Origin of the sequence: Microvirga sp. TS319 (assembly GCF_041276405.1) — a bacterium.
Lineage (GTDB): Bacteria > Pseudomonadota > Alphaproteobacteria > Rhizobiales > Beijerinckiaceae > Microvirga.
The window spans coordinates 434,328-457,771 of the sequence record NZ_JBGGGT010000001.1 but is presented as its reverse complement, the minus strand read 5'-3'; the positions used below and the strand labels follow the sequence as shown (position 1 = coordinate 457,771).

Here is a 23,444-nt window from a genome sequence, read left to right as displayed (position 1 = left end):
GGAGAGGATTCATGCCGGACACCAATCTAAGCGAGCGCTGGAGCGGGTTCGCCAAATGCGTGTGCCAAGGCGTCCGCCTGATGGTGGGCGTTCCCGACTACGACACCTATGTCGAGCACATGCGGCGGACGCATCCTGACCGGCCTGTCATGAGCTACGCGGAGTTCTTCCGCGATCGCCAGAACGCCCGCTACGGCGCCGCCGGTGGGAGCGGTTTCCGCTGCTGTTGACGCAGAATGCCAGCCCGTCCCCGACGGCGAGGCCGCGGATCAGCCCCGCAGCCAGGAGCTCGACGCGGCTGCGGAGCGCCTAGAGCCTCGGACGCAAAAGTGGGTACCGGTTTTGCGTGAAAAGATGCTCAAAAGCACTGACTTACAGCATCGGATGTGGGTTCGACTTCACGTCCGATGCTGTAGCGCATCGTGCGAAAACGTGGTCCCGGTTTTTCGCCGGAACGATGCGCTGTTTCCAAGAAGAAGGCATCGGAGGGAATGCCAGAACAGCACGATCTGCCCAGGCGTGATCACCTGCGTTGCCTTATTTGACGAAGACGAGGTTGCCGCCCCAGACCAGACCGAAGAATGCAAAGGCGAGAAGGACCGCCTTCCTCATCGGCGTCACACCGCCCGCATTAAGCCACCATCGACGCGGATGTTCTGGCCAGTGATGTAGCCCGCTCCCTCCGAGGCCAGGAAAGCGATGGTCGCGGCCACCTCCTCGCTCGTGCCGTAACGCTTCATAGGCACGCTGTCGCGACGCTCCTCCGTGGCCGGCAGGCTGTCGATCCAGCCCGGCAGCACGTTGTTCATCCGCACGTTATCGGCCGCATACTGGTCGGCGAAGATCTTCGTGAAGGATGCCAGGCCTGCCCGGGCTACGGCCGATGTCGGGAACATGGTGCTCGGCTCGAACGCCCAGGCCGTCGAGATGTTGATGATCGAGCCCGCCCTCTGCTGCACCATGATCGGGGCCACGAGCCGGGTCGGGCGCACCACGTTCAGGAAGTAGACGTCGATGCCCTGATGCCACTGCTCGTCGGTGATCTCGAGGATCCGTGCACGGGGTCCATGGCCGGCACTGTTGACCAGCACGTCGATCCGGCCCCACTTCTCCATTGTCGCATCGACAAGCCGCTTCAGATCGTCGTTGGATTGGTTCGAGCCCGTCACGCCGATGCCGCCAAGTTCCTGGGCCAGGGCCTCGCCCTTGCCGGAGGAGGACAGGACCGCAAGCTTGAACCCGTCGGCCGCCAATCGGCGGGCCGCAGCGGCGCCCATGCCGCTGCCGCCTGCGGTAATCAGCGCCACTTTTTCTACTGACATCGTCGTCTCCATCTTGTTGGTATGGCGGCAGATCATGCCGCCTGTCACGCATCTCCTAAGTATGATATCAGGAACGGATAGGTCGCACGAACCAGTTTTGCTCTCATCTTCCAGTAGAAAATCTATTGCATGACGGACAGTCTCCGGCACCTCCCCTCCCTGAATGGCCTGCGTGTCTTCGAGGTTGTCACGCGGCACCTGAACTTCCGGCTCGCGGCCGAGGAGCTCGGCGTCACACAAGGCGCGGTCGCCCAGCAGATCCGGGGCTTGGAGGCGGAGCTTGGGCTGAAGCTGTTCGAGCGACATCCCCGAACCCTGGCTCTCACGGAAGCCGGCCGAAGCTATGTCGCTAACATCCGCCGCGCCTTCGAGCTGATCTCGGACGCCACCGAGACGCTGAAACCGGAGCCCCAGCACCTGACGATCAGCGTCACGCCGACCTTTGCCTCGAAGTGGCTGATTCCACGCCTTCCCGACTTCACGGCATCCCATCCCGAGATCGATCTCAGAATCCTCGCCAGCGATCGGATCTCCAACTTCCAGACCGATGCGGTCGATCTGGCGGTTCGCTATGGGCACCCTCCCTTTGGGCCGGGGCTGAACGCGGAGCTTCTCTTCGAGCAGGTCGTGGTGGCCGTCGGGAGCCCGCTCCTGATCGAGAAGCTGGGACGCCCCGAAGAAGGCGTCAACCTCACGCGCTATCCTCTCCTGCACGATGCCCATAATGTCTGGCCGCAGTTCCTCGACCAGGCATTCCCGCACGGCGCATCCGCCCCTACCAAGAACATCCGCTTCAACCAGACATCGCTCGCCATCGAGGCGGCGATTGCCGGTCAGGGATTGGCGCTCACCAGCCTGTTCTTCGTCGAGGACGATCTCGCCGCCGGACGCCTCGTCCGCCTGTTCGCCACAGAGCTGCGGGTCGGGTCGGATTTCTACATCGTCTCTCCCCGCAAGCCGCGACATGCGGCATCAGTGGCAGCGGTCAGGGCGTGGCTTGCTCGTGGCGCACGAAGAAGGTCGGCTGACGTAGCCTGAGTGAGGCATGCGGAAAGGCGCTCAGCGTGCACCGAGGCGACATGAGCGAGCCGATTGCTCGCCCGTGGTTCTCGCTGTTCACACGGGCTTGCTACCGGCAGCTTCATCTCAGCGAAAGCGCGGCATCGAAGCGCCCACTCTATGGCCAAGAAGTCCATGGCCATCGTCAGTCGCACCTGCTGCACCCGAGGGCACAAGCCTTCGGCGCGTTGCGAGGCCTGGCGGGAGTACATCGCCCCAAAGACGACATCGCGTCCATCAGTCGGACCGTCTCTGTTTTGCGCCTCGTGCGAAAAAGTGGTCCCGATTCTTCGCACGAGGCGCTCTTTTCAAGAACGGAGCATCGGATCCGATCCCAAAAGTGGATTCCACTTTTCACGTCCGATGCTCTGGTGAAAGTCATGCAAGGGACTGGGTATCGCCGTCGATTGCGATAGCCTGACCCGAGATCGTCCGTCCGCGCGGTGAACACAGAAAGACGATCTGATCGGCAATCTGCTGCGGCGCCACGGCGGCTTTCAAGGAGACGTTCCGAAGGAACTCGTCCTCCATCTCCTCGTAGCTGATCCCACGTACCTGAGCCTTGCTCCCGATCACGCGGCGGATCCGCTCGCCTTCCACAACACCGGGAAGGATAGCATTGACCCGGATCCCGAGCGGCCCCAGCTCTATGGCGAGGGTTTTCGTGAAGCCCACCGCTGCCCATTTCGACGCAGAGTAGGGGGAGCGAAGGGGAAAGCCGAAACGGCCTGCCGCGGATGAAAGATTGATGATGGACGCGTTCTTACTCTCGCGCAGATGCGGGACTGCAAGACGGGCGCAGTTGAACTGTCCCGTGATGTTGACCTGAAGCGTTCGATCCCAGTCCTCGGGATCGACCTCATCCACCCGCGCCGTTGGTCCCGCGACCCCGGCATTGTTCACGAGAACATCCAACCCGCCGAGAGCGGAAAGAGCTTCGTCGAAAAGGCGACTCACATCCGACCGGCTCGCAACGTCGGCGTGGGAACGTGTGATATCCGGATCGCTCGCCGCCAGCGCGGCGAGCGCCGCGTTGTCGACGTCACACACATGAACCTTCGCGCCCTCACGGACAAAGCTTCTGGCGATTTCCAGGCCAATGCCGGCAGCTCCCGCCGTCACGAGAACGCGCAAACCTCGAATGTCCAAGTCCATTGCCGTCCCTTCCCATCCCTGAACAGGCCTCCTGGCGGCCGTTCTTGAATCAACCCGCAAAAGAGATAGGGCCAGGCTGATCTGGCCCTATCGGCTTCGGTTGCGATCAACCCTTCACGAGGGGACAGCCGCCTTCGTTGAGAGGCCGGAAGGCCTGATCGGCTGGGATCGTGGCAAGCTGCTTGTAGAGATCCCAGGGACCTTTCGACTCGGCCGGCTTCTTGACCTCGAACAGATACATGTCATGGACCTTGCGGCCGTCCTGACGGATCATGCCCTTGCCGAACAGCGGATCGTCGGTGGGCATCTCCTTCATCTTGGACATGACGCTCGCGGTTTCCTTACCCTTCAGGGCTTCGACGGCCTTGAGGTAATGGAGTGCGCCGGCATAGACGCCCGCATGGACCATGGTCGGCATCTTGCCCCCGTTCCTGTCGGCGAAGCGCTTCGACCAAGCCCGGGTCTCTTCGTTCTGATCCCAGTAGAATGCCTCGGTCAGCACGAGACCCTGAGCCACCTGAAGACCGAGAGCGTGAATATCCGTGATGAAGACGAGAAGTCCGGCGAGGCTCTGGCCGCCCTGGACGATTCCGAACTCCGCCGCCTGCTTCATCGTATTGGTGAAGTCACCACCCGCATTGGCAAGCCCGATGACCTTGGCGCCCGAGGATTGAGCCTGCAGCAGGAAGGATGCGAAGTCTTGGCCCGGGAAAGGATGCCGAACCGTGCCGACGACCTTACCGCCCGCCTTGGTCACCAGGGCCGCAGTGTCACGCTCCAGGGCATGCCCGAAGGCATAGTCCGCCGTGACGAAGAACCACGTGTTTTCTCCCCGCTTCACCATGGCACCGCCGGTCCCGTTCGCAAGCGCCCAGGTGTCGTAGGTCCAGTGAACGGTGTTGGGCGAGCATTGAGATCCGGTCAGATCCGAGGTGCCGCCGCCCGAATTGATCAGGATCTTGTTCTTCTCGCGGGCAATGCCGTTCACGGCGAGCGCGACCGAGGAAGTCGGAACGTCGAGGATGACGTCGACCCCCTCCTGATCGTACCATTGCCGTGCGATGCTGGCGCCGATATCCGGCTTGTTCTGGTGATCCGCCGCGACGATGTCGACCTTGATGCCCTTCTCGGCCGCTTTGAAATCTTCAGCGGCCATGCGGGCCGCGATCACGGATCCTTCGCCGGTCAGCTCGGAATAAACGCCGGAACGGTCGTTTAGGACGCCCAGCTTGACCGAGGTTTGCGCCTGTGCCCCTCCTGTCATGACCATCGCGACCAGAGCGCTGAGAACATAGCCCGTCTTCATTATTTCCTCCCTGTTTGGAACGTCCATCTTAGGCATTCCTGTGAACGCTTGAAAAGCACAGGCCACAAGCCTGCTTTTCTCTTGTCCGAAGCGGCACCCGAAGACCGTCACAGGACACAGCACTTCGGTGACAGCTCACTGGCAAGGTGGTCTATCGACCCCACTCAGAAAGCGGTGTTGTCAGGTCCCTTGGTCTGGAGCATGCGGCGCGCGTCGTCGGGTGTGGCGATAGTGAGGGAAAGCTCCTCGAGGATGCGGCGGATCTTGCGGACCTGATCGGCATTGGACGGCGCGAGTTCGCCCTTGCCCAGATAAAGATTGTCTTCCAGGCCCACCCGCACATGACCGCCGAGGATGGAGCCCATGGTCACGAACGGCAGTTGATGGCGGCCAGCGGCAAGAATGGAGAGATAATAGTCGTTTCCGAAAAGGCGGTCGGCCGTCGCCTTCATGTGCATCAGGTTCTCCGGCTCCGGACCGATGCCGCCGAGGATCCCGAAAATGGACTGTACGAAGAAGGGCGGCTGCACGAGCCCGCGGTCGGCGAAATGGGCGAGATTATAGAGATGGCCGACATCGTAGCACTCGAATTCAAAGCGAGTTCCGAGCGCACCAAGTTCGGTCATCCCCCGCTCGATCTGCGCGAACGTATTGGAGAGGATGAAATCTTTCGTCATCTCAAGATAGGGCTTCTCCCAGTCGTTCTTGAACGACCCGACGCGTGCGCCCGCACCGGAGATGTTGAAATTGAAGGAGCCCATATTCATGGATGCGATCTCGGGCTGCGCCCATTTTGCTGCGGCGAGACGCTCATCGAGTGACATTCCGAGCCCTCCGCCGGTGGTGATGTTCACGATGGCGTCGCAGCCCTCCTTGATGGCCGGCAGGAACTGCCTGAACACTTCGGGGCTCTGCGTCGGGCGACCGGTCTGCGGGTCTCGGGCGTGCAGGTGAAGGATCGCAGCACCGGCTTCCGCCGCCGCGATGGCGCTCTCGGCGATCTGCTGCGGCGTCACCGGTAAGTGAGGCGACATGCTTGGAGTATGGATGGATCCGGTTATCGCGCAGCTGATGATGACTTTCTCGGATCGCCTCATTCAAACCTCCCTGGTCGGAAACCGCCTTGCCGATTGAGAATATTTGCTAAGCTATGCTGGACGGCTGGCGCCTGTCCATAGACCGTCATGTCCCGGAGGATCCTAGCTGCATCACAGTTCAGATCTCGAGACGCGAACAGCAACGGAGCCGCCTGGAAGGTGAGCGCTGGCTCAGGACGTGGACATTGACGTCTTGTCGGCCTTGGTCCGCGAGGGTTGATAAGGTCTGACGGAGTGGGTCTGAAGCCGCACGAGCGCAGCGCTCAAGCGCGTTGCCTCCTCATAGCGGGTCTCATCGTGTGGCGGCTGATCGGATCGGCCGCTGGCGAGCGCCTCCCCGGCCGTCACCAGACGCTGGAGCGGCTTGGCGAGCCAAGCCGCGAACAGATACAGCAGAACCAAGCCCACGAGGACGCCTGCACCGAGTATGGTCCAGAAGGCCCGCGCAATGGATCGGATCGGATCGAGCACCGTGTTTGTATCAGCCCGCACGATGACGCTCCAGCCGAAGCCGGGCATGTCCTCCCAGACCACCGGGACGACTACCGTCATATAGTTCTTCCCATCACCCCACCGCTCGCGGAGCGAGATGGAAGCGCCCTGCCCGGCTGCGACTGCCGATCCGACCGACAAAGTCGTTCCCTCGAGATTGGAGGGGCCCGACAAGACTGCACGGTCTCGCGAAACGAGGAGGAGTTCGACCCCCTGCCCTCTGAAAGCGTGAAGTCCATCCTTGACTAGGGCCCAATCGAAATGGGCGCCGATCACACCCGTCGTGCCTGCCTGCGCGTTCTTGATCGGAGCCGAGAAATCCACGAAGCGACGCGGCTCTGGGGTCGCGGGGAGAAGTTTTTCGAGAAGCAAGGCCTCGTGTACGTCGGTCGCTGCCGGGCCGTTGAGACCCCGGCGAAACCAAGGTCTCTCGGCGACGCTCGCCCCTTCGAGCATCCCCTGTGACGCGGCGATCACCTTTCCCGTGACATCGGCCACCCCGATCCAGGTATAGCGTCGATCGACGCTGCTCAGCAAGGTCAGCTGACGGCGGGCCTCCTCGGGATCCCCCATATTGGCGATGCGCGACATGCCTTCGACATCTTGCCAGAGGCGATACATCTGCCGTCCGAGTTGATTGGCCGCGATGTCTCCGAGGACCCGCAGACGAGCGGCATTCGCCGTTTCCGCCCGTCTCTGCATGGCATCCGTAAACATCATGCCGGCCACGATGGCTGGCGCGAGCATCAGCAAGGCGCCGATCACGAACACAAGTGTTTTCAACCCAACGCGCATGTTCGCACTCCCTTGCTTCACGCCTATCGAGACACCAGGCTCCGCATCCAGCCTCGAACCATTTCAGGAATATCTCCCCGGCCGGCCCCTGGCCTGACATCGGCCGTGTGGAGCTTGCGCAGAATCCCGTCGCGCTGCTCAGGTGTCGGGCGCAGGGAAAGATGGTAGCCGTCGCTCGTCTCCGCTGAGACGCGGATGGCGACATCGCCCACCTCGGCCAGAGTGATTGTCCCCATGACGCCTACTGGAAGGTGCGACACGCCCCGAACCCGTGCATGATCGACGCCCAGCTCAAGCACCCATGACGAGAACCGTTGCATGCCGACCGACAGAAGGGCCATCTCGACGGAATCGCGCTGAGGCCGGTTGACGCGAGGGCGTTCGACGCAGACCAGCATGGTGACGGTGAGCACCAGCAGGTTGTACAGCGTCCAGAACAGGATGATCCGGATGCCGTCCCCGGCCTTCGCCACATGGCCGAAATGTTCCGGAAAGAGCAACGGCAGGACGAGACCCAGCACGGTCAGCGCGAAGAGAACGGCAAACGGCTTCATCATCGGCCATTGCACGATTGTCCTGGTCCGGTCGCCGCCTTTGGCGGTGACCCGGAACTTGTGCGGCCCCTTGGTCAGCAGGCCCATTGCGACCGCGCGGGTGATCGGCCATGCGGCAATGAGCTGAGAGACGTCGTTGAGCACAGGCCAGATCAGACCGCCCGAAATCCAGTTCAGAGAGATGAGGACGGCGGCGTAGTACGGAAGGTAGTAGGAGATGAGATCCGGCACGGAGGCGTTGACGACCACGATGCCGAAGAACCAGTAGAGCAGCGGACAGACGAGCGCGGTCAGGCGGAACGGGAACGTCGTCGTCCAGAACAGCACCGAGTCGAGAAGGCTCAGACGCTGCATGAATCGAAGGTTGTTGAAGCCGAGGGGGTTGTAGACGTTGCGTACGATCTGCATCATCCCCAGACACCAGCGTCCGCGCTGCACGACATATTCGTGCAGGCCTTCCGGAGCGAGACCTTCGGTCAGCGCCTCGTTGAGGTAGACGGTCCGGTAGCCATGGCTATCCAGCCGGATGCTCAGGAGGAAGTCCTCCGTCACGCTATCGGTCGGCAAACCGCCGATCTCGCGGAGCGCCGAGACGCGAACCATCGAGGAGGTCCCGCAGCAGACGGCCACGCCCCAGGCGTCCCGCGCTGGCTCAAGATGATCGAAGAAGAAGCGCTGCTCGTCCGGATAGGAGGACGCAATATAGAGATTGTGCTGAATCGGGTCCGGGTTGAAGAAGTGCTGCGGCGTCTGGACAAGGCCGACCTTGGGATCATGGAACAGCGCAACGGCGCGGCGGACGAAATTGCGGTGTGGGACGAAGTCCGCGTCGAGGACCGCCACGAAATCCGGAGCATCGTCCTCCTTCAGGCGCTGATCCAGGGTATAGTTGATGTTGCCCGCCTTCGCGTGATCGTTCGTCGGCCGTGTCCTGTGCTCAGCCCCGTAGCGGCGGCAGGCCTCGGTCAGCCATTCGCGGCGTCCGTCATCGAGAACGAAGACGCGCAGATTGGGGTAATCCAGCGCTTGCGCGCCCGCGAGCGTTCGCTCCAGAACCTCGAGTTCCTCGTTGTAGGTCGCGATATAGAGATCGACCCGCGGCGGAGCGCTCCCCCACCAGCCCAGGTTGCGGTCGGCTTCCTCGTGGCGCTCCTTGCGCCGCATGAGAACCAGGTAGGCCAGCGTGGACGACACCAGCGACAGGGCTTCGATAGCCACGAAGATCGAGCCCACGACCGAGTCCGTCGTCAGCCCGTTGCCCGGCACGGTTTCCGTGATCCGCCACAGCATGTAGCGCCAACCAAGGAAGATCGTGAGGCTCAGCAGAAGGATTCGGATCCAGCCGACCTTCGGAGTCGCATTCGGCAGAAGCAGCAGGGCGAGCCCGGCCACGATGGCGAGGCCGGCAAAGCTCGACAGGTCTTGGTCCAGGACGAGCATCTAGAAGCCGAAATTCGTCAGTGACCGCCGGAGGCTCGTGAGGGGGCCGCCGGAAAAGACTATCCGTCCGGTACGGCCGACAGCGCAGGAAAGATCCGGATTGCTGGTCAACTCCGGAACGCTCAGGGCGACATCGAAGCGGGTCAGGTGCTCCGGGCTTGGGCCGATGGCAAGTGTGGTATAGAGGCTAGCCGCTCCGGATCCGCCGAGGCGGGTGATCGTTCCCTCGAAGATCCGGCTGTCACCGTTGAGCCTGAACTGGGCCGGCATTCCGACTCGGAGACCGGAATAGACCCGCTCGCTCACGCTGGTCGTGACCATGACGGCGGAGCAGTCGACGAACCGGACGAGATCCTGCCCCTGATTGACGTGCTCTCCGCTGCTGGCCAGAAAATTCCAGACGATGCCCGGGCTCTGCATCGAGAGTTCGGCGGCCGTCAGGCGATTGACGCGAACCCGCTCTGCCGCAATCTGTTCGGAGGTGAGATCGAGCCGCCGCCTGACGTTCTCGGCCTCCGCGCTCAACTCGGCCAGCCGAAGGTCGAACTCGCGGATGCGCTGAATCGAGAACGGCGCGTCATTGTATGAATCGCCGATAAAGACGCCGTTCTGCGCCGACGAGAGCTCCGTTGAGAGATAGCTGACGCGCTCGCGGGCGCTTGCGATATCCTGTTGGGCCACGTCGTACTGCGCCTTGGCCTTGTCAAGGGTGATCGCAGTCTGGACTCCCCGTGAACTGAGTTCCCGGGTCCGGTCCAAGGCACTTTCCGCCTCGCGGAACCGCGCCTCCGCCGAGTTCACGGCAGCCTGCGCTTCGGCGATGCGGGACCGGATCTGACGCAAGCGCCCTTCCTGGTAGCTCGTTGCCTGCTCCTGAAGAACCTTGCGGGCTTCATTGACCGCCGCGGATTGAGCCTGAAGCCGCGCCAGATCCGCCTCAAGCGTGGAACGAGTCCGTTCCAGGTCGATCAGGCGGGCCGTGTCGAACCGCTCATCCGTGATGCGTACCACGGCCTCTTCGGGAGAGACTTGTGCTCCGATAGTCCGTACGGAGAACTCGGCCACTCCCTGAATGGGCGCTCGGAGGACGGCCGTGCGGGCGTTGATTGTGGCGTCGGCGCTCGTGCCCAACAGGTATTCACCGACGACGATATAAAGTCCGCCAAGAACCAGAACCGCGCCCAAAATAACTCGAAAGATCTTCATGATACGGGCGCCGTTCCGAACCTATGGCATGGAGATTGTTCAAACGTCGCCCACTCTCAGATCCTGCGCCTTCTGCGCGTTCGGATCGAATCAACCGGGTCGGCCGTCAACGGAAAGGGTACCTCCAAAGTGGTAGAGTCACAACTCCAGCGAGCCAACCCAAAAAGGCAGCGCCGAGTTCCATGAGGCTCATGCAACCAGCTCACCGGATCTCGAGTGTCTCGGACTTGGGAAGTGGATTTGCCCTTTTTGGGATTCAATCCGATGCTGTCACCATTCCTTGTCATGGCCGCACTTGGTTCACGGCCATCCACGTCTTCATGCATCGCACCAGGTCAAAGACGTGGATACCCGGCTCAGGGCCGGGCATGAAGGCGACGGACGCAAGTGCGGCGGTCTCATTCGCGACCGGTCCCGTGACCGTCCAGGGCTTCGTCATCGTGGACATGATCCGGGATTTGCATAATCCGCGAAGGTCTGGGACCATGGACAGAGGAACGGAGGATTTGGATGGACATGCAGCATGTTCGGCTCAGTCATTTGTCCCATGGCGGCGGCTGCGGCTGTAAACTGGCGCCGGCGGTCCTCCAGCAGCTTCTCTCCGAGCAGCCCGCCGCAGGGCCATTTCGGGAACTCCTGGTCGGCACCGAGACGGCGGACGATGCGGCCGTCTGGCAGTTGAACGAGGAGACCTGCATCATCGCGACCACGGACTTCTTCATGCCAATGGTGGATGATCCCTTCGATTTCGGGCGCATCGCAGCGACCAATGCCATTTCCGACGTTTATGCGATGGGTGGCCGACCGATCATGGCGCTTGCGATCCTCGGCATGCCCCTCGGCAAAATAGCACCTGCGACTGTTCGCGAAATCCTTAGGGGCGGCGCGACGATCTGCGCCGAAGCCGGAATTCCCGTGGCCGGCGGCCATTCCATCGACTGTCCCGAACCGGTCTACGGGCTCGCCGTCGTCGGGACGGCAAAGCTCGGCGAGATCCGCCGGAACAGCGGCGCGAAAGCCGGAGATGCGCTTATCCTAACGAAAGCCCTAGGAGTCGGCATCTATTCGGCTGCGTTCAAGAAAGACGCGCTTCCCACCGACGCCTATGCGGAAATGATGAATTCGGTCACTCTCCTGAATCGGATCGGCGCCGAGCTTGCCCAGGATCCCGATGTCCACGCCGTCACGGACGTCACGGGGTTCGGCATTCTCGGTCATGGCCTTGAAATGGCCCGCGGATCCGGACTGACCCTGACCGTCGACTCCTCCCGCCTCCCTCTGTTCCGCGAAGCCGTGTCGCTTGCCCAGGGAGGCTACGTCACGGGTGCTTCAACCCGCAACTGGGACAGCTACGGGGGTTCTATCGTGCTTCCCGACGGCCTCGAGCTCTGGCAGAGGCAGCTTCTCACGGATCCTCAAACGTCCGGCGGTCTCCTCGTCGCCTGCGCGCCGGAGAGGGCGGAAGAAATTGTCGGACTTACCGTCAAGGCCGGCTATCCATCCGCCCGGATCGTCGGTCGAGCGGAGTCCGGCCCTCCGCAGATCCGAGTGATTTAGGAACTTTCCGGAACCTGCCGCGCTTCGTCACGTTGCTCCGATGCTCGAGCCGAGAGGAGCTGGATGCCATGCGAGCCCCCTTGATCCTTGTCGTCGCAACCTTCGGCCTGTCGACCCCCTGTTGGGCGCAAAATGCGGCACAGTCGCCTTGCCCGGAGGCGCCCTCGACGACGGCCGCCACTCCGCCCGATCCGCATAATCAGGCCTCCGGCACTTCACCGGGAACGGCGGGCTCATCCGGGTGGACGGGGGGGGTCGGTGGCTCCTTTATCGGCACGACTCCGAAAGGGCCCACCCCGCAATCGCCCTCGGAGCATCCCGCTACGGCGAGCGGTCTCGATCCGATGAACAGCGCCGCCGCGCCCAACCAGGCCGATTCGTCCCGCGGTTGCATGCCATCGCGCTGACCGCGCCCTCTAGAGCATCGTTGTGACGGAAAACCGGGTCGACTTTTCGCTCGCGCGGCCCGCCGGGTCCGCACGATTCTCTACAGCATCGGACGTGAAATCGAACTCACGTCCGATGCTGTAACATTTTGCTTTTGAGCACCTTTTCACGCAAAACCGGTTCCCACTTTTGCGTCCGATGCTCTCCTTGCTTGAGCACCTTTTCACGCAAAACCGGTTCCCACTTTTGCGTCCGATGCTCTAGCTGACGGGCAGTCACCTCCGACCCTGCGACAGGCCGCTTGGCGAGGATGGCGGAAGAGAGTGGGAGTCGAACCCACCGAGGACCGGCTCGCAGCCCCACCCGGATTTGAAGTCCGGACGCCCCACCGGGGACGATTCTCCTCCCTGTCCTTTCTCCCGCGTTTGCCGAAAAAGTTCGAGTCGATGCGAATTGATGCGACGAAGATCGCCGCGACGCAAGGTTACGCCGTGCCGGTCGAAGAATTCGAGGATCTGGATGGCGACCTTACGGCCGCTCAGAACGCAGTCGCGGAATTGCGCTGCCGTGAACTGCCCGCCTGCCGCACCCGCGGCAAGCTTTTCGAGGATGCCGACCATTTCGGCAACGGTATCGCGCAGAAAGAAGTGATCATGCGCAACTTCGTCAAGCCGGCCGAGGCGGCTGAGGACCTTGCACAGAGCACGGATCTCGTCCTCGGGCAGTTCCAGAAGATTGGCGATGTCACGGACGCGGGGCGGGCGAAAGCGCTCCCCGCCCGACAGAAGCGGTTGTACGATCTCCCATAAACGCTCCTCGCCCGCATCGAGGCGCACCTCATGGCCAGGAAGGTGGATCCACGCACCGTCGACCCTGATCCTGTCCGCAGCGACAAGAACCTGGAGCGCGGACCGAAATCCCGCGATCGGAAGACGCGGTTCGCTTTGGAGGCGCAGTCGCTCGAGGCCCATGCCCTGCAGGTCCGGGTTCTCGGCGTGATACGCCGCGAGAGCGTCGACGATATGGGTTTCGAAAACCCGCCAGCGCTCCCGCTCGAGGGCCAGCGTCGACGCGCCCGCCGCGAGACGAACCAGACCGAGCCGGTCGGCAATGGTCGTCGCAACAGCGGGAGTCATCGATCGGTCTCGGGCAAAGGTCGCCAGATCGAAGACATGCGGATGCACCGCCGCAAGTGCTGCCATGGCGGCCGCCGGCTCGCTCTGCGCCTGGGCATGAAGCTGCGCTCGGCGCTCGGCTCCACGCCTGTGCCGGGCTGGGGCTCGCAGATCGATGAGGATGCCGCCTCCGATCGTCCGTTGTGCCGACGTGTCACGCAGGACGAAGCGATCATGGGCTGCGGCGGCGATCGGGCGGTCGAGGACAAGCTGGACGAAAGCTTCCCCGCCCGGCAACAACGGCTCGTCCTCGAGCAGGACAATCCGCGCGCCGACCTCCGCCGCCGCATGGTGCAGGCGGACAGGATGCCACTGGCCGACCGGCTTCCTTTCGGTTTTGAGAAGACGGAGGCGAGCGTCGATCCTGTCGGTCGGAGCATGAAGCGCCGGTGCGAGGACCACATCGCCGCGGCCGACCGTATCCTTCGAGATGCCGTCTCCGGCCAGATTCAAGGCACAACGCTCGCCCGCCACGCCCCGCTGCGCCGGACGGTTCTGGGCACGGATGGAGCGAACCCGCGCGGCATGTCCGGCCGGGCTTATGACCACCTGGTCGCCCACCGATACCGAACCGGACAGGATCGTCCCCGTCACCACCGTCCCGGCTCCCGCCAGAGTGAAGCTGCGGTCGACGGAGAGGCGGAACAGACCGTCCGCAGGGCGCTGACGCAGGACGCTCGCAGCCTGCAGGTGTTGCTTCAGGGCATCGACACCCTCTCCCGTGACGACGGAGACGGGAATGATCGGATGGTTCGCCAGAGACGTACCGGCGAGAACGCCACGGATCTGTTCGCAGGCCTCCATGCGCCGCTCGTCATCTGCCAGATCGGCCTTGCTGAGGACTACGACGCCATGATCGATGCCGAGAAGGTCGATAATGGCAAGATGCTCGAGGGTCTGCGGCTTCACCGCATCGTCCGCCGCTACCACCAGCATCACGAAGTCGATGCCGCTCGCGCCCGCCACCATGGAATGAACGAAGCGTTCATGCCCCGGAACGTCCACGAAGCCGATGACATCCCCGTTACCCTGAGGCCAGTAGGCGAAGCCGAGATCGACCGTGATGCCGCGTGCCTTCTCCTCCTTCAGGCGATCCGTATCGACGCCTGTCAGCGTTTTGACGAGCGCGGTCTTTCCATGATCGATATGCCCGGACGTGCCGACGATCACGAGGCGCCCCCAGGCTTAAGCGACGAGAGGTTCTCCCGAAACAGGTTCTCGTGGTCAAGGCACCGGAGATCGAAGATGAGGGCACCCTCGGCGATGCGGCCGATCACGGGACGTGGCAAGCGTCTGAACGCGGTGCTCAGCTGTTCAAGGGCTCGCCCGCCCCCCTTCGGTTTCAGCGACAGTCCGAAACTCGCAATCGTATCGAGCGGAAGCGCCCCCGAACCGATCTGGCTTCGACATGGCACGGCCTCGACAACGACAGCGGCTCCCAGGACTTCGGCCAGGACCGGTGCGAGACGAGACGCCTGCTTCCGAACGTCTTTCACGGACCGCGCCAGGAAGCGCATGGTGGGAAGCCTCTCGGTGAGCCGGTCGGGATCGCGATAGAGTTTCAGGGTCGCCTCACAGGCCGCAAGCCGCATCTTGTCGACCCGCAACGCGCGCTTCATGGGGTTGCGGTTGATGGCGGCGATGAGGTCCTTGCGCCCGACGATGAAGCCCGCCTGCGGCCCGCCGAGGAGCTTGTCGCCCGAGAAGGTGACGAGATCCGCACCCTCATCCACGGCCTCACGAACCGTGGGCTCCTTTCTCAGTCCGAACCGGGAGAGATCGACGAGCGTTCCCGAACCGAGATCATTGACGAGAGGCACGTTGTGCTGCCGTGCGATTTTGGCGAGATCGCGAGCGTCAACCTCCGCCGTGAATCCTTCGATGCGATAGTTCGAGGTGTGGACCTTGAGGATGAGCCCGGTTTCAGGTCCGAGTGCATTCACATAATCGCGCGGATGGGTGCGGTTCGTCGTCCCCACCTCGCGCAGCAGTGCCCCTGCCCCTGCCATGATCTCGGGCATTCGGAATGCACCACCGATCTCGATGAGTTCTCCGCGGGAGACGACCGCTTCCCTGCCCGTTGAGAGCGTATTGAGGACAAGGAGCACCGCGGCCGCATTATTGTTGACGAGGGTCGCGTCCTCCGCCCCTGTCAGCTCGCAGACGAGGGCGCGGACGTGATCGTCCCGCTCTCCGCGCTTGCCGCTGTCGAGATCGAATTCGAGGGACACCGCATGGCGCATGGCGGCCGTTGCGGCCTCGATGGCTTCCTCGGCGAGGATCGCGCGGCCGAGATTGGTGTGCAGCACCGTGCCGGTGAGGTTGAAAAGCCGCTTCATGCGCGTGTCGGCACGAACATCGATCCGGGACAGGACAGACGCGACGATATCCCTCTCGTCGATCGATGTTCCGGGCTTCAGGATCTCACGGAGTTCTCCCAGAGTTTCCCGGATCGCGAGCGTAGTCTCGGAACGACCGTGTTGTGCAACCGCAGCCACGAGGTCTGGGCGGCGCAGCAGACGATCCACCGACGGAAGGCGGCGCAGGCTTGAGGGAGACGCGTCGTCCATGGCTCAGACCCCCAGCAGGAAGGGGTTGAAGCCGCCGCGCTGGAATTCGCCGTCCCGGAGAAGGAGGTCGAGCCCCATGCTTGCGATGTCGTCTGCGACCGGGTCCAGGGCAGCGTCCTTCTGCTGGTGGAGAATCTTCACATAGCCGCGGCAATTGTCGCAGCACTCCGCCTTGATGGTTCCTGGTCCCCCGTCGACTTCCTGATAGCCGATTCCTTTCGTGGAACTGCACAGCACACATGTCACTCGCACGACATTCCAGAGGGTGCCGCACAGGGAGCAGGAGCAGTAGCGTGTGCCCTCAGCTCCGATCCATCCGACCACCAGGGACGTGGTCGGAGGACTGCCGCAGCAGGGACATGCGCCATCCCCGACCCGGACCAGCCGGTTTTTGTCGAGCTTCGCCGCCAGCCGGGCGAAATGGACTTGCAGCCCAGCCGCCACATAGACGTGCTCGGCGAGCGCATCGGCCGAGATCGAATCCGTCAGAACGCCGTGGATGATCTCACCCAGTCGTTCCCGCGGAGCCGCTTTGATCGTCTCAAGCGCGCTTTGCGCCTCCGGCGGCTTGGCCAGCGGCGTGACCGCGTCAAACAGGCGTTCCAGGGTCTCACCCAAGACCTCATCGCGTTCGACACGGCTTCTATCGAGGGGCGGCATGCCGAATTCATGCGCCCGCTCGAGAATTTCCGACGACGGAAGATCAGGTTCGGGCAGATCGTCCTGGATACGGTTTTGAGCAGCCGAGATCCCTGCAACGAACCGCAGGTAGGGCGCAAGCTCGCTTGATTGCGCCAGAGTTTCGAGGCGCAGATGCCGAGCCTCGAAAAGGGCTCTCGGATCCGGCAATCGGACGAAGGGTGGGGCCGGAACGCGACCGATGGATGCTGGGTTCGGCTCGACGGAACTGGAATGTGTCATGCAACCTCACGAACCGCACGGGTCACGTGTCATGGCGCCACCTACTCGGCAGGCGTCGCCGGCTTCTTCGTTCTATGGCGCTCCGCCAGCTCCTTCAACCAGCGGCGGTGGTGTTTCCAGGCCCAGCCGCCGGTGACCGAACCACGCGTCATCGCCCGAAGCGTGCCGCGCGTCCAGATCGCCGCATAGACATGGACGATCCAGATGCAGATGAGCGCGACCGCTGCGAGAGAATGAATGAGAACCGCGGCGCGCTTCTGTGGAATGGTCGTCCAGTCGGAGAAATACTGATCCCAGATCGCGAGGCCCGTCAGGATCAGGCCAATGATCAGGAGCGCCATGACCCAGAAATTGAACTTCTGAATCGCATTATAGCGGCCGACCTCGGGCAGCCTGTCCTCGTTTCCGGCAATCACATCACTGGTATGCGCAAGCCATTCCGTGTCGGATTTCTCCGGCAGATTGGCGCGCCAGAAGCGGATGAAGAGGCCAGCGAAGCTGAAGAACAGGACGACGCCGATCCAGGGATGAAAGGCACGAGCGTTTTGTCCGCCACCGAACAGGCCCGTCAGGAAGAACAGTGACGGATGGAAGAAGGCAAGGCCCGACAGCGCGAGAAGAATGAGCGAAGCCGCCGTGATCCAGTGATTGATCCGAGCCGGCAGGTTGTACCGGCCCACGACAACCGGCTTGCCGGGATAAATCGCATCTTCCTTCGCGATGTCCGTGACAGCCATCAGGTCTTCTCCTTCACGAGATCCTCGGCTTTCTCCTCATCCTCCCGTGTGACACGGTTGGGGCTGACCAGAGCCGCATGGAGGACGCCCGCCGCGGCTGCAAGACCCATCGCTGCGAAGCCCAGATACTTCGTCATACCCTTCCAGGCATTGACGACAGGGCTGATCTTCGGATCCTTCGGCAGACCCGAATAGATTTCGGGCTGATCATTGTGATGCAGAACGTACATCACATGCGTTCCGCCCACCCCTGGCGGATCATAGAGGCCGGCATTCTCGTAGCCGCGGGATTTGAGATCCTTGATCCGACTGTCGGCGAGGTTCTTCATATCCTCTTTGGTGCCGAAGGTAATCGCGTGGGTCGGACAGGCCTTCGCGCAGGCCGGCCCCTGCCCAACGGCGACGCGGTCGGAGCAGAGAGTACATTTGTAGGCCGTATGATCGACCTTCGAAATGCGCGGGATGTTGAAGGGGCATCCCTTGATGCAATAGCCGCAGCCGATGCAGTTCTCGTGGATGAAATCCACGATTCCGTTGGAGTACTGCACGATGGCTCCGGGCGCGGGGCAGGCCTTCAGGCAGCCTGGATCCGCACAATGCATGCAGCCATCCTTGCGGATCAGCCATTCGAGGTTCCCCGTCTGCGGATTGTCCCATTCGGTGAACCGCATCAGGGTGAACATGTCCGGCGTCAGATCATGCGGGTTCTCATAGACGCCCACATTGGTTTCGATGTCCGGATGCGTATCGTTCCATTCGATGCAGGCCGATTGGCAGGCCTTGCAGCCGATGCATTTCGACACGTCGATGAGCTTCGCGACCGGCTCCAACTGACGGGCCGGCGGCGGAACCGTCGATGCGGAACGGCGAACGAGATCCCGCTCCGACAGGTTCGAGGCTGTGGCAGCGACGGGAGGATTGCTGGTTGCGGTATGGGGACTTGGTTCCATTCCACTCCTCCTCAGACCGACGCCGGAGCTGTCGTGGGTTCGATATTGACGAGGAACGCCTTGTACTCAGGCGTCTCGATGTTGGCGTCGCCCACGAACGGCGTGAGGGAATTCGGCCCCCATCCCTTCCGGGCCACCCCGCTGAAGCCCCAATGCAGCGGGATGCCGACCACGTGGACCGGCTTGCCGTCGCAGATGAGAGGCTTGATGCGCTTCGTCACGACGGCTTTCGCCTTCACCTCACCGCGCTTGGACCACACCCGCACCCAGGAGCCGGGCGCAATGCCCTTCTCGGCTGCGAGCTGCTCCGAGATCTCGACGAAGAACTCCGGCTGGAGCGCCGCGTTCACCCGGTTGTGCTTCGTCCAGTAGTGGAAATGCTCCGTCAGCCTGTACGAGGTCGCCGCATAGGGAAACTCCTCCGAAGTGGCGAACTGCGCCACATCGCTCTGGAAGACCCGCGCCACCGGGTTGCCCCGGATCCTGGGCGCCACGACGTTGGCGATCGGCGCCTCGAACGGCTCGTAATGCACAGGGAAGGGTCCATCCCGCATGAGGCCGCGGGCGAAGAGACGCGACACGCCCTCCTGGTTCATGATGAAGGGGCCAACCTCATCGGGCTTCGCGTTGGGCGCGATGTCCGGAACGTCGTAGCCTGACCATTTCGTTCCGTCCCAGGCGATCAGCTTGCGGGTCGGATCCCACGGATTGCCCTGCAGGTCCGCGGAGGCGCGATTGTAGAGGATGCGCCGGTTGAGAGGCCATGAGAAGGACCAGTTCGGATAGGCGCCGGTGTCGTCCGGATCCGAATTATCCCGACGCGCCATGTTGTTCCCGGCCTCGTTGAAGCAGCCGGAATAGATCCAGCAGCCGCAGGCGGTGGTACCGTCGTCACGCAGGACCGAGAAATTGACGACCTGCTTGCCCTTCTCCAGCACCACCTTCGTGGGGTCGGCCGGGTCATAGAGGGTCTCGACAGCGTAGCCGTTGAGCTCCATGGCGAGTTCTTCCGGAGAGGGCTCGTTCGGATCCCGATAGTTCCAGGTGAGATTGAGGATCGGGTCCGGAAAGGGTCCTCCCTCCTTCTGGTAGAGGTCCCGCAGCCGGCGATAGATCTGCCCTATGATCCACGTATCGTGCTTCGCCTCTCCGGGAGGGGTGCCGCCCGCCCAGTGCCATTGCAGCCAGCGGCTGGAATTGACGAGCGAGCCGTCATCCTCCGCAAAGCAGGTGGACGGCAACTGGATCACCTCCGTCTGGATGGAAGCGGAGCTCACGTTGTTGTACTCGCCGTGGTTCTCCCAGAACCGGGACGTTTCCGTCTCCAGCGGATCCATGGTCACGAGCCATTTCAGCTTCGACAGAGACTCCGTGATCTTCTGACGGTTCGGGAAGGCCAGAAGCGGATTGAAGCCCTGGCAGAAATAGCCGTTCACCTGGCCCTGGTGCATCATCTCGAAATAGCGCAGCACGTCGTAGGCCGGCACGTCGAGCTTGGGCAGGTACTGATAGGCGAAGTCGTTCTGTGGCGTCGCAGCATCACCCCACAGCGCCTTCTGGATACTGACGAAGAACTTCTTGTAATTCTGCCAGTAGCTGGTCTGGTTCGGCCGCAGCGGCTTAAATGCCCGGCTCGACATATAAGTCGTAAAATCGACCTCTTTCTCGACAGGGATGTTGAGGTAGCCCGGCAGAAGGTTCGACATCAGGCCGATATCGGTGAGCCCCTGGATATTCGAATGCCCGCGCAAGGCATTCATGCCGCCGCCGCGCACGCCGATATTGCCGAGAATGAGCTGCAGCATCGCCATCGTGCGGATGTTCTGCGATCCCTTGGAATGCTGCGTCCAGCCGAGCGCATACATCGACGTCATGGTCTTCGTCGGAGACGAGCACTCCGAGATCATCTGCGCCACCTTCAGGAACTTGTCCTTGGGCGTGCCGCAGATCCGCTCGACCATGTCGGGCGTGTAAGTGGCGACATGGGTCTTGAGCAGGTTCCAGACGCAACGCGGGTTCTGCAGCGTGTCGTCGACCACCGCGAAGCCGTCCGGGCCGATGTCGTATTCCCAGGTCGAGCGATCGTAGTCGCGCTTGTTCTCGTCGTAGCCCGTGAACAGGCCATCCTTATAGGCGAAGCCGTCCTTCACGACATAGGACGCATTCGTGAAGGCCTTCACGTATTCCCACTGAATCTTGTCGTTCTGGATGCAGTAGTTGATCACGCCGAGCAGGAACGCGATATCGGTGCCCTGCCGAATGGGTGCATAGAAATCGGAGACCGATGCCGAGCGCGTGAAGCGCGGATCGACGACGATGAGCTTCGCGCCGCGATTGGCCTTAGCTTCCGTGACCCATTTGAAGCCGCACGGATGAGCTTCGGCAGCGTTGCCGCCCATGATGATGACGAGATCCGTATTCCGGATATCCGTCCATGAATTGGTCATCGCGCCACGACCGAAAGTTGGGCCCAGACTGGACACCGTGGGGCCGTGTCAAACGCGCGCCTGATTATCGAATGCGACGATTCCTGTGCTGCGAACGACCTTGTAGGTCAGATAAGCGGTCTCATTCGTGGTCGCCGAAGCGGCAAGAAAACCCACCGTCGTCCAGCGATTGACGGGAACACCAGCCGTGTTAGCGGCGATGAAGTTCGCATCGCGATCATCCTTCATCAGCCTTGCGATACGGTCGAGCGCCTGATCCCACGAAACCCGTTCGAACTTGTCTCCACCGGGCTTGCGGATCATCGGGTACTTCAGCCGAGTGTCAGCCTTCACGAAGTCCTTCAGGGCCGCGCCCTTCGGGCAGAGCGTCCCCCGGTTCGTCGGATGATCCGCATCGCCCTCGATATGGGTGATATCGGCCGCCTCGCCCTTCCGAAGGTCGCCCTTGGAATACATGATGATGCCGCAAGCCACCGAGCAATACGGACAGGTATTGCGCGTCTCCATCGTGTTCAGCAGCTTGAACGGTCTGACGGCCGCAACCTGTGCCGCCTCAAGCTCTGAGAACCCGAAGGCCCCTAACGTGGTACCGGCAACACCCACGCCGGCGGCTTTGAGGAAGCCGCGTCGTGAGAGTTCCATGTTCATGGTAACCCTCCCTACGGTTTTGCACTGCAGCAACTTCTCTTTGCACGACTAGAGTAGTTTTGAACATTTCCACTGTCAAACCATAGCAAGAATGGTCCGAACGGAGTCCCGATTTACTTGCGGCCGCGTTTCACGAATTGGTGAGTGAAAGGCCGAGCCTGCCCAAGCCTTCGCTTAAGTGCTGCGATTAAATTTCTGATGCCTGAGAGAGAGCATGCACTTCGAATGCGCGGGCGGCACGGTCAACCCCTCCGCCGCCCTCTGCACCCGTGCCCGGAGCCCGTTTGAGGCGCCTACGCCGTATCGGAGGCTGTCCGTCTCCATCCCAGGCCTGACAGATGTCCGGGCGGCAAACGGGCTTTCTGTTCAGTTCAGCCCGTCACGCCTCGGTTCACCACAACCAAACCGTTATATACTTTCAGTGCAGAAGAGAGGAGGCATCATAACCGGCCCGGGACCCTGCTCCTCGAGCAGGTGGTCCGCCGGCAACGCCTCCGAAAGGCTCGGCCAGACCCGCCATTCGATGAGCGACCCATCGAGCTGAAGAGAGTCCCAAAGGCAGATATGCGCACGACGATCATGTTTTCTCTGAAAGAACGTTGATCAGCTCGGGAACGGCAGCTTGCTCGTATCCGGCGCCGTATGCGTCGTCATAGATGTGGAGGATGGCCGTGGCGGCACCGTTCTGCGCTGCGACGTCACGGGTCATCTCGACATAGTAGCCGATATCCTTGCGAGCATTGGCGATACTGAAGCGGAAGCTGGAAGCATCATGCGCGAGAATGAACGGCTTGAGACGCTCGAGCACGACGCCGGCCCCTCCTCCCTTCCCGAGAACCTCGATCAGCACATCGGGACTGATGCCCGCTTTCGCGGAACAGGCGGCCGCCTCCGCCAGGACGGCGGAAAAGCCCAGCGACACGAAATTATGCAGGAGTTTGAGCGTGTGGCCTGCGCCAACATCTCCGGCGTAGTTGATATTCTCGGCATAACTGCGCATCAGGGGGAGAAGCGCCTCGAACAGATCCCTGTCGCCTCCGACAATCAGGTTCAAGCGCCCTTCTGCAGCCTCCTTCGGCGTTCTCGTCATCGGCGCGTCAAGAAACCGGCCTCCGGCCGCAGCGACGGCAGCCGCGATTTTTTTCGTGGATTCAGGAATTGCCGTTGAGCAATCAATGATCACGGATCCAGGACGAAGCCCTTTGAGGACGCCATCCTCCCGGAAGAGAACGTCCTCCACCTGTGGCGTTCCGGTAACGCAGATGATGATGATGTCGGAATTCGCCGCGATATCGGAGCAGGTGCCGAAGGAAACGGCGCCGTCACCGAGCAGATCATCGACGGGCTGATTGCCGGGATGATCCAGGAAAGCGATAGGCCATCCGGCCCGCTGAATATTCCGGGCGATGCCGTGTCCCATCAGGCCGACACCGATGACGCCAATGCGGGACTTGACTTCTTCTTTACTCACTTCCTCGTTCCTTTCGCTACTGGCACCGAGCACTGTTCTACCCCCTAGAGTATCGGACGTGAAAAGTGGAATCCACTTTTTGGATTGCATCCGATGCTCCCTCAGAGAGCACCGAACGCAAAAGTGGGAACCGGTTGTGGGTGAAAGATGCTCAA

16 protein-coding genes, 1 tRNA gene and 1 pseudogene are annotated in these 23,444 nt (G+C 62.1%); 3 read left to right on the top strand and 15 right to left on the bottom strand.

Annotation, left to right across the window (positions count from 1 at the left end; genetic code table 11):
- Nucleotides 1–11 precede the first annotated feature (11 nt).
- The gene (locus tag AB8841_RS02060; RefSeq protein ID WP_370434216.1) at nt 12–230 is read left to right on the top strand and encodes a YbdD/YjiX family protein; all 219 of its coding nucleotides are present in this window, start codon (nt 12–14) and stop codon (nt 228–230) included.
- A gap of 387 nt (nt 231–617) precedes the next feature.
- Here AB8841_RS02060 and AB8841_RS02055 read toward each other — a convergent pair whose 3' ends face one another.
- Nucleotides 618–1,322 carry an SDR family oxidoreductase gene (locus AB8841_RS02055; protein WP_370434215.1) on the bottom strand — a complete coding sequence of 235 codons (705 nt, stop codon included), beginning with the start codon at nt 1,320–1,322 and terminating at the stop codon, nt 618–620.
- Nucleotides 1,323–1,451: 129 nt separating this feature from the next.
- Here AB8841_RS02055 and gcvA point away from each other — a divergent pair, with 129 nt between their 5' ends.
- Nucleotides 1,452–2,360, top strand: coding sequence for a transcriptional regulator GcvA (gene gcvA, locus AB8841_RS02050; protein WP_370434214.1), 909 nt, complete (start codon nt 1,452–1,454; stop codon nt 2,358–2,360).
- Between the two features lie 399 nt (nt 2,361–2,759).
- On the opposite strand, the gene AB8841_RS02045 is transcribed toward gcvA, so the two are convergent.
- The 6 genes from AB8841_RS02045 to AB8841_RS02020 all read right to left on the bottom strand — a co-directional run bounded on the left by AB8841_RS02045 (nt 2,760) and on the right by AB8841_RS02020 (nt 10,426).
- The gene (locus AB8841_RS02045) at nt 2,760–3,536 is read right to left on the bottom strand and encodes an SDR family oxidoreductase (protein WP_370434213.1); all 777 of its coding nucleotides are present in this window, start codon (nt 3,534–3,536) and stop codon (nt 2,760–2,762) included.
- A 106-nt stretch (nt 3,537–3,642) separates the two neighbouring features.
- On the bottom strand, nt 3,643–4,842 hold the full coding sequence (locus AB8841_RS02040) for an ABC transporter substrate-binding protein (RefSeq protein WP_370434212.1): 1,200 nt from the start codon (nt 4,840–4,842) through the stop codon (nt 3,643–3,645).
- Nucleotides 4,843–5,006: 164 nt separating this feature from the next.
- Nucleotides 5,007–5,939 (bottom strand): 3-keto-5-aminohexanoate cleavage protein, encoded by a 933-nt coding sequence (locus AB8841_RS02035; protein WP_370434211.1) that lies wholly within the window; start codon nt 5,937–5,939, stop codon nt 5,007–5,009.
- 171 nt (nt 5,940–6,110) lie between these two features.
- A complete protein-coding gene (locus AB8841_RS02030; RefSeq protein WP_370434210.1) occupies nt 6,111–7,226 on the bottom strand; it encodes a cache domain-containing protein in 1,116 nt (371 codons plus the stop codon).
- 23 nt (nt 7,227–7,249) lie between these two features.
- Nucleotides 7,250–9,220, bottom strand: coding sequence for a glycosyltransferase (locus AB8841_RS02025; RefSeq protein WP_370434209.1), 1,971 nt, complete (start codon nt 9,218–9,220; stop codon nt 7,250–7,252).
- The gene (locus tag AB8841_RS02020; RefSeq protein ID WP_370434208.1) at nt 9,221–10,426 is read right to left on the bottom strand and encodes an HlyD family secretion protein; all 1,206 of its coding nucleotides are present in this window, start codon (nt 10,424–10,426) and stop codon (nt 9,221–9,223) included.
- Nucleotides 10,427–10,936: 510 nt separating this feature from the next.
- On the opposite strand from AB8841_RS02020, the gene selD reads away from it, so the two are divergent.
- Entirely contained in the window at nt 10,937–11,983 is a 1,047-nt protein-coding gene (gene selD / locus AB8841_RS02015; protein ID WP_370434207.1) for a selenide, water dikinase SelD, read from the top strand.
- Between the two features lie 698 nt (nt 11,984–12,681).
- Here selD and AB8841_RS02010 read toward each other — a convergent pair.
- The 8 genes and pseudogenes from AB8841_RS02010 to AB8841_RS01975 form a co-directional block, all read right to left on the bottom strand.
- Nucleotides 12,682–12,777: transfer RNA gene (locus tag AB8841_RS02010), tRNA-Sec, on the bottom strand.
- 108 nt (nt 12,778–12,885) lie between these two features.
- Nucleotides 12,886–14,715 (bottom strand): annotated as a pseudogene (gene selB / locus AB8841_RS02005) (selenocysteine-specific translation elongation factor); the annotation flags it as partial.
- Nucleotides 14,712–16,115 (bottom strand): L-seryl-tRNA(Sec) selenium transferase, encoded by a 1,404-nt coding sequence (selA, locus tag AB8841_RS02000; RefSeq protein ID WP_370434206.1) that lies wholly within the window; start codon nt 16,113–16,115, stop codon nt 14,712–14,714. The pseudogene selB and the gene selA, both read right to left, overlap by 4 nt.
- A 3-nt stretch (nt 16,116–16,118) precedes the next feature.
- A complete protein-coding gene (gene fdhE / locus AB8841_RS01995; protein ID WP_370434205.1) occupies nt 16,119–17,036 on the bottom strand; it encodes a formate dehydrogenase accessory protein FdhE in 918 nt (305 codons plus the stop codon).
- Between the two features lie 41 nt (nt 17,037–17,077).
- The gene (locus AB8841_RS01990) at nt 17,078–17,773 is read right to left on the bottom strand and encodes a formate dehydrogenase subunit gamma (protein ID WP_370434204.1); all 696 of its coding nucleotides are present in this window, start codon (nt 17,771–17,773) and stop codon (nt 17,078–17,080) included.
- Nucleotides 17,773–18,723: a formate dehydrogenase subunit beta gene (gene fdxH / locus AB8841_RS01985; protein ID WP_370434203.1), complete on the bottom strand. Its 951-nt coding sequence runs from the start codon at nt 18,721–18,723 to the stop codon at nt 17,773–17,775. Before fdxH ends, AB8841_RS01990 begins: the two co-directional genes overlap by 1 nt.
- An 11-nt stretch (nt 18,724–18,734) precedes the next feature.
- Entirely contained in the window at nt 18,735–21,818 is a 3,084-nt protein-coding gene (fdnG, locus tag AB8841_RS01980) for a formate dehydrogenase-N subunit alpha (protein WP_370434202.1), read from the bottom strand.
- Nucleotides 21,819–22,395: 577 nt separating this feature from the next.
- A complete protein-coding gene (locus AB8841_RS01975; protein ID WP_370434201.1) occupies nt 22,396–23,379 on the bottom strand; it encodes an NAD(P)-dependent oxidoreductase in 984 nt (327 codons plus the stop codon).
- Between the last annotated feature and the right edge of the window lie 65 nt (nt 23,380–23,444).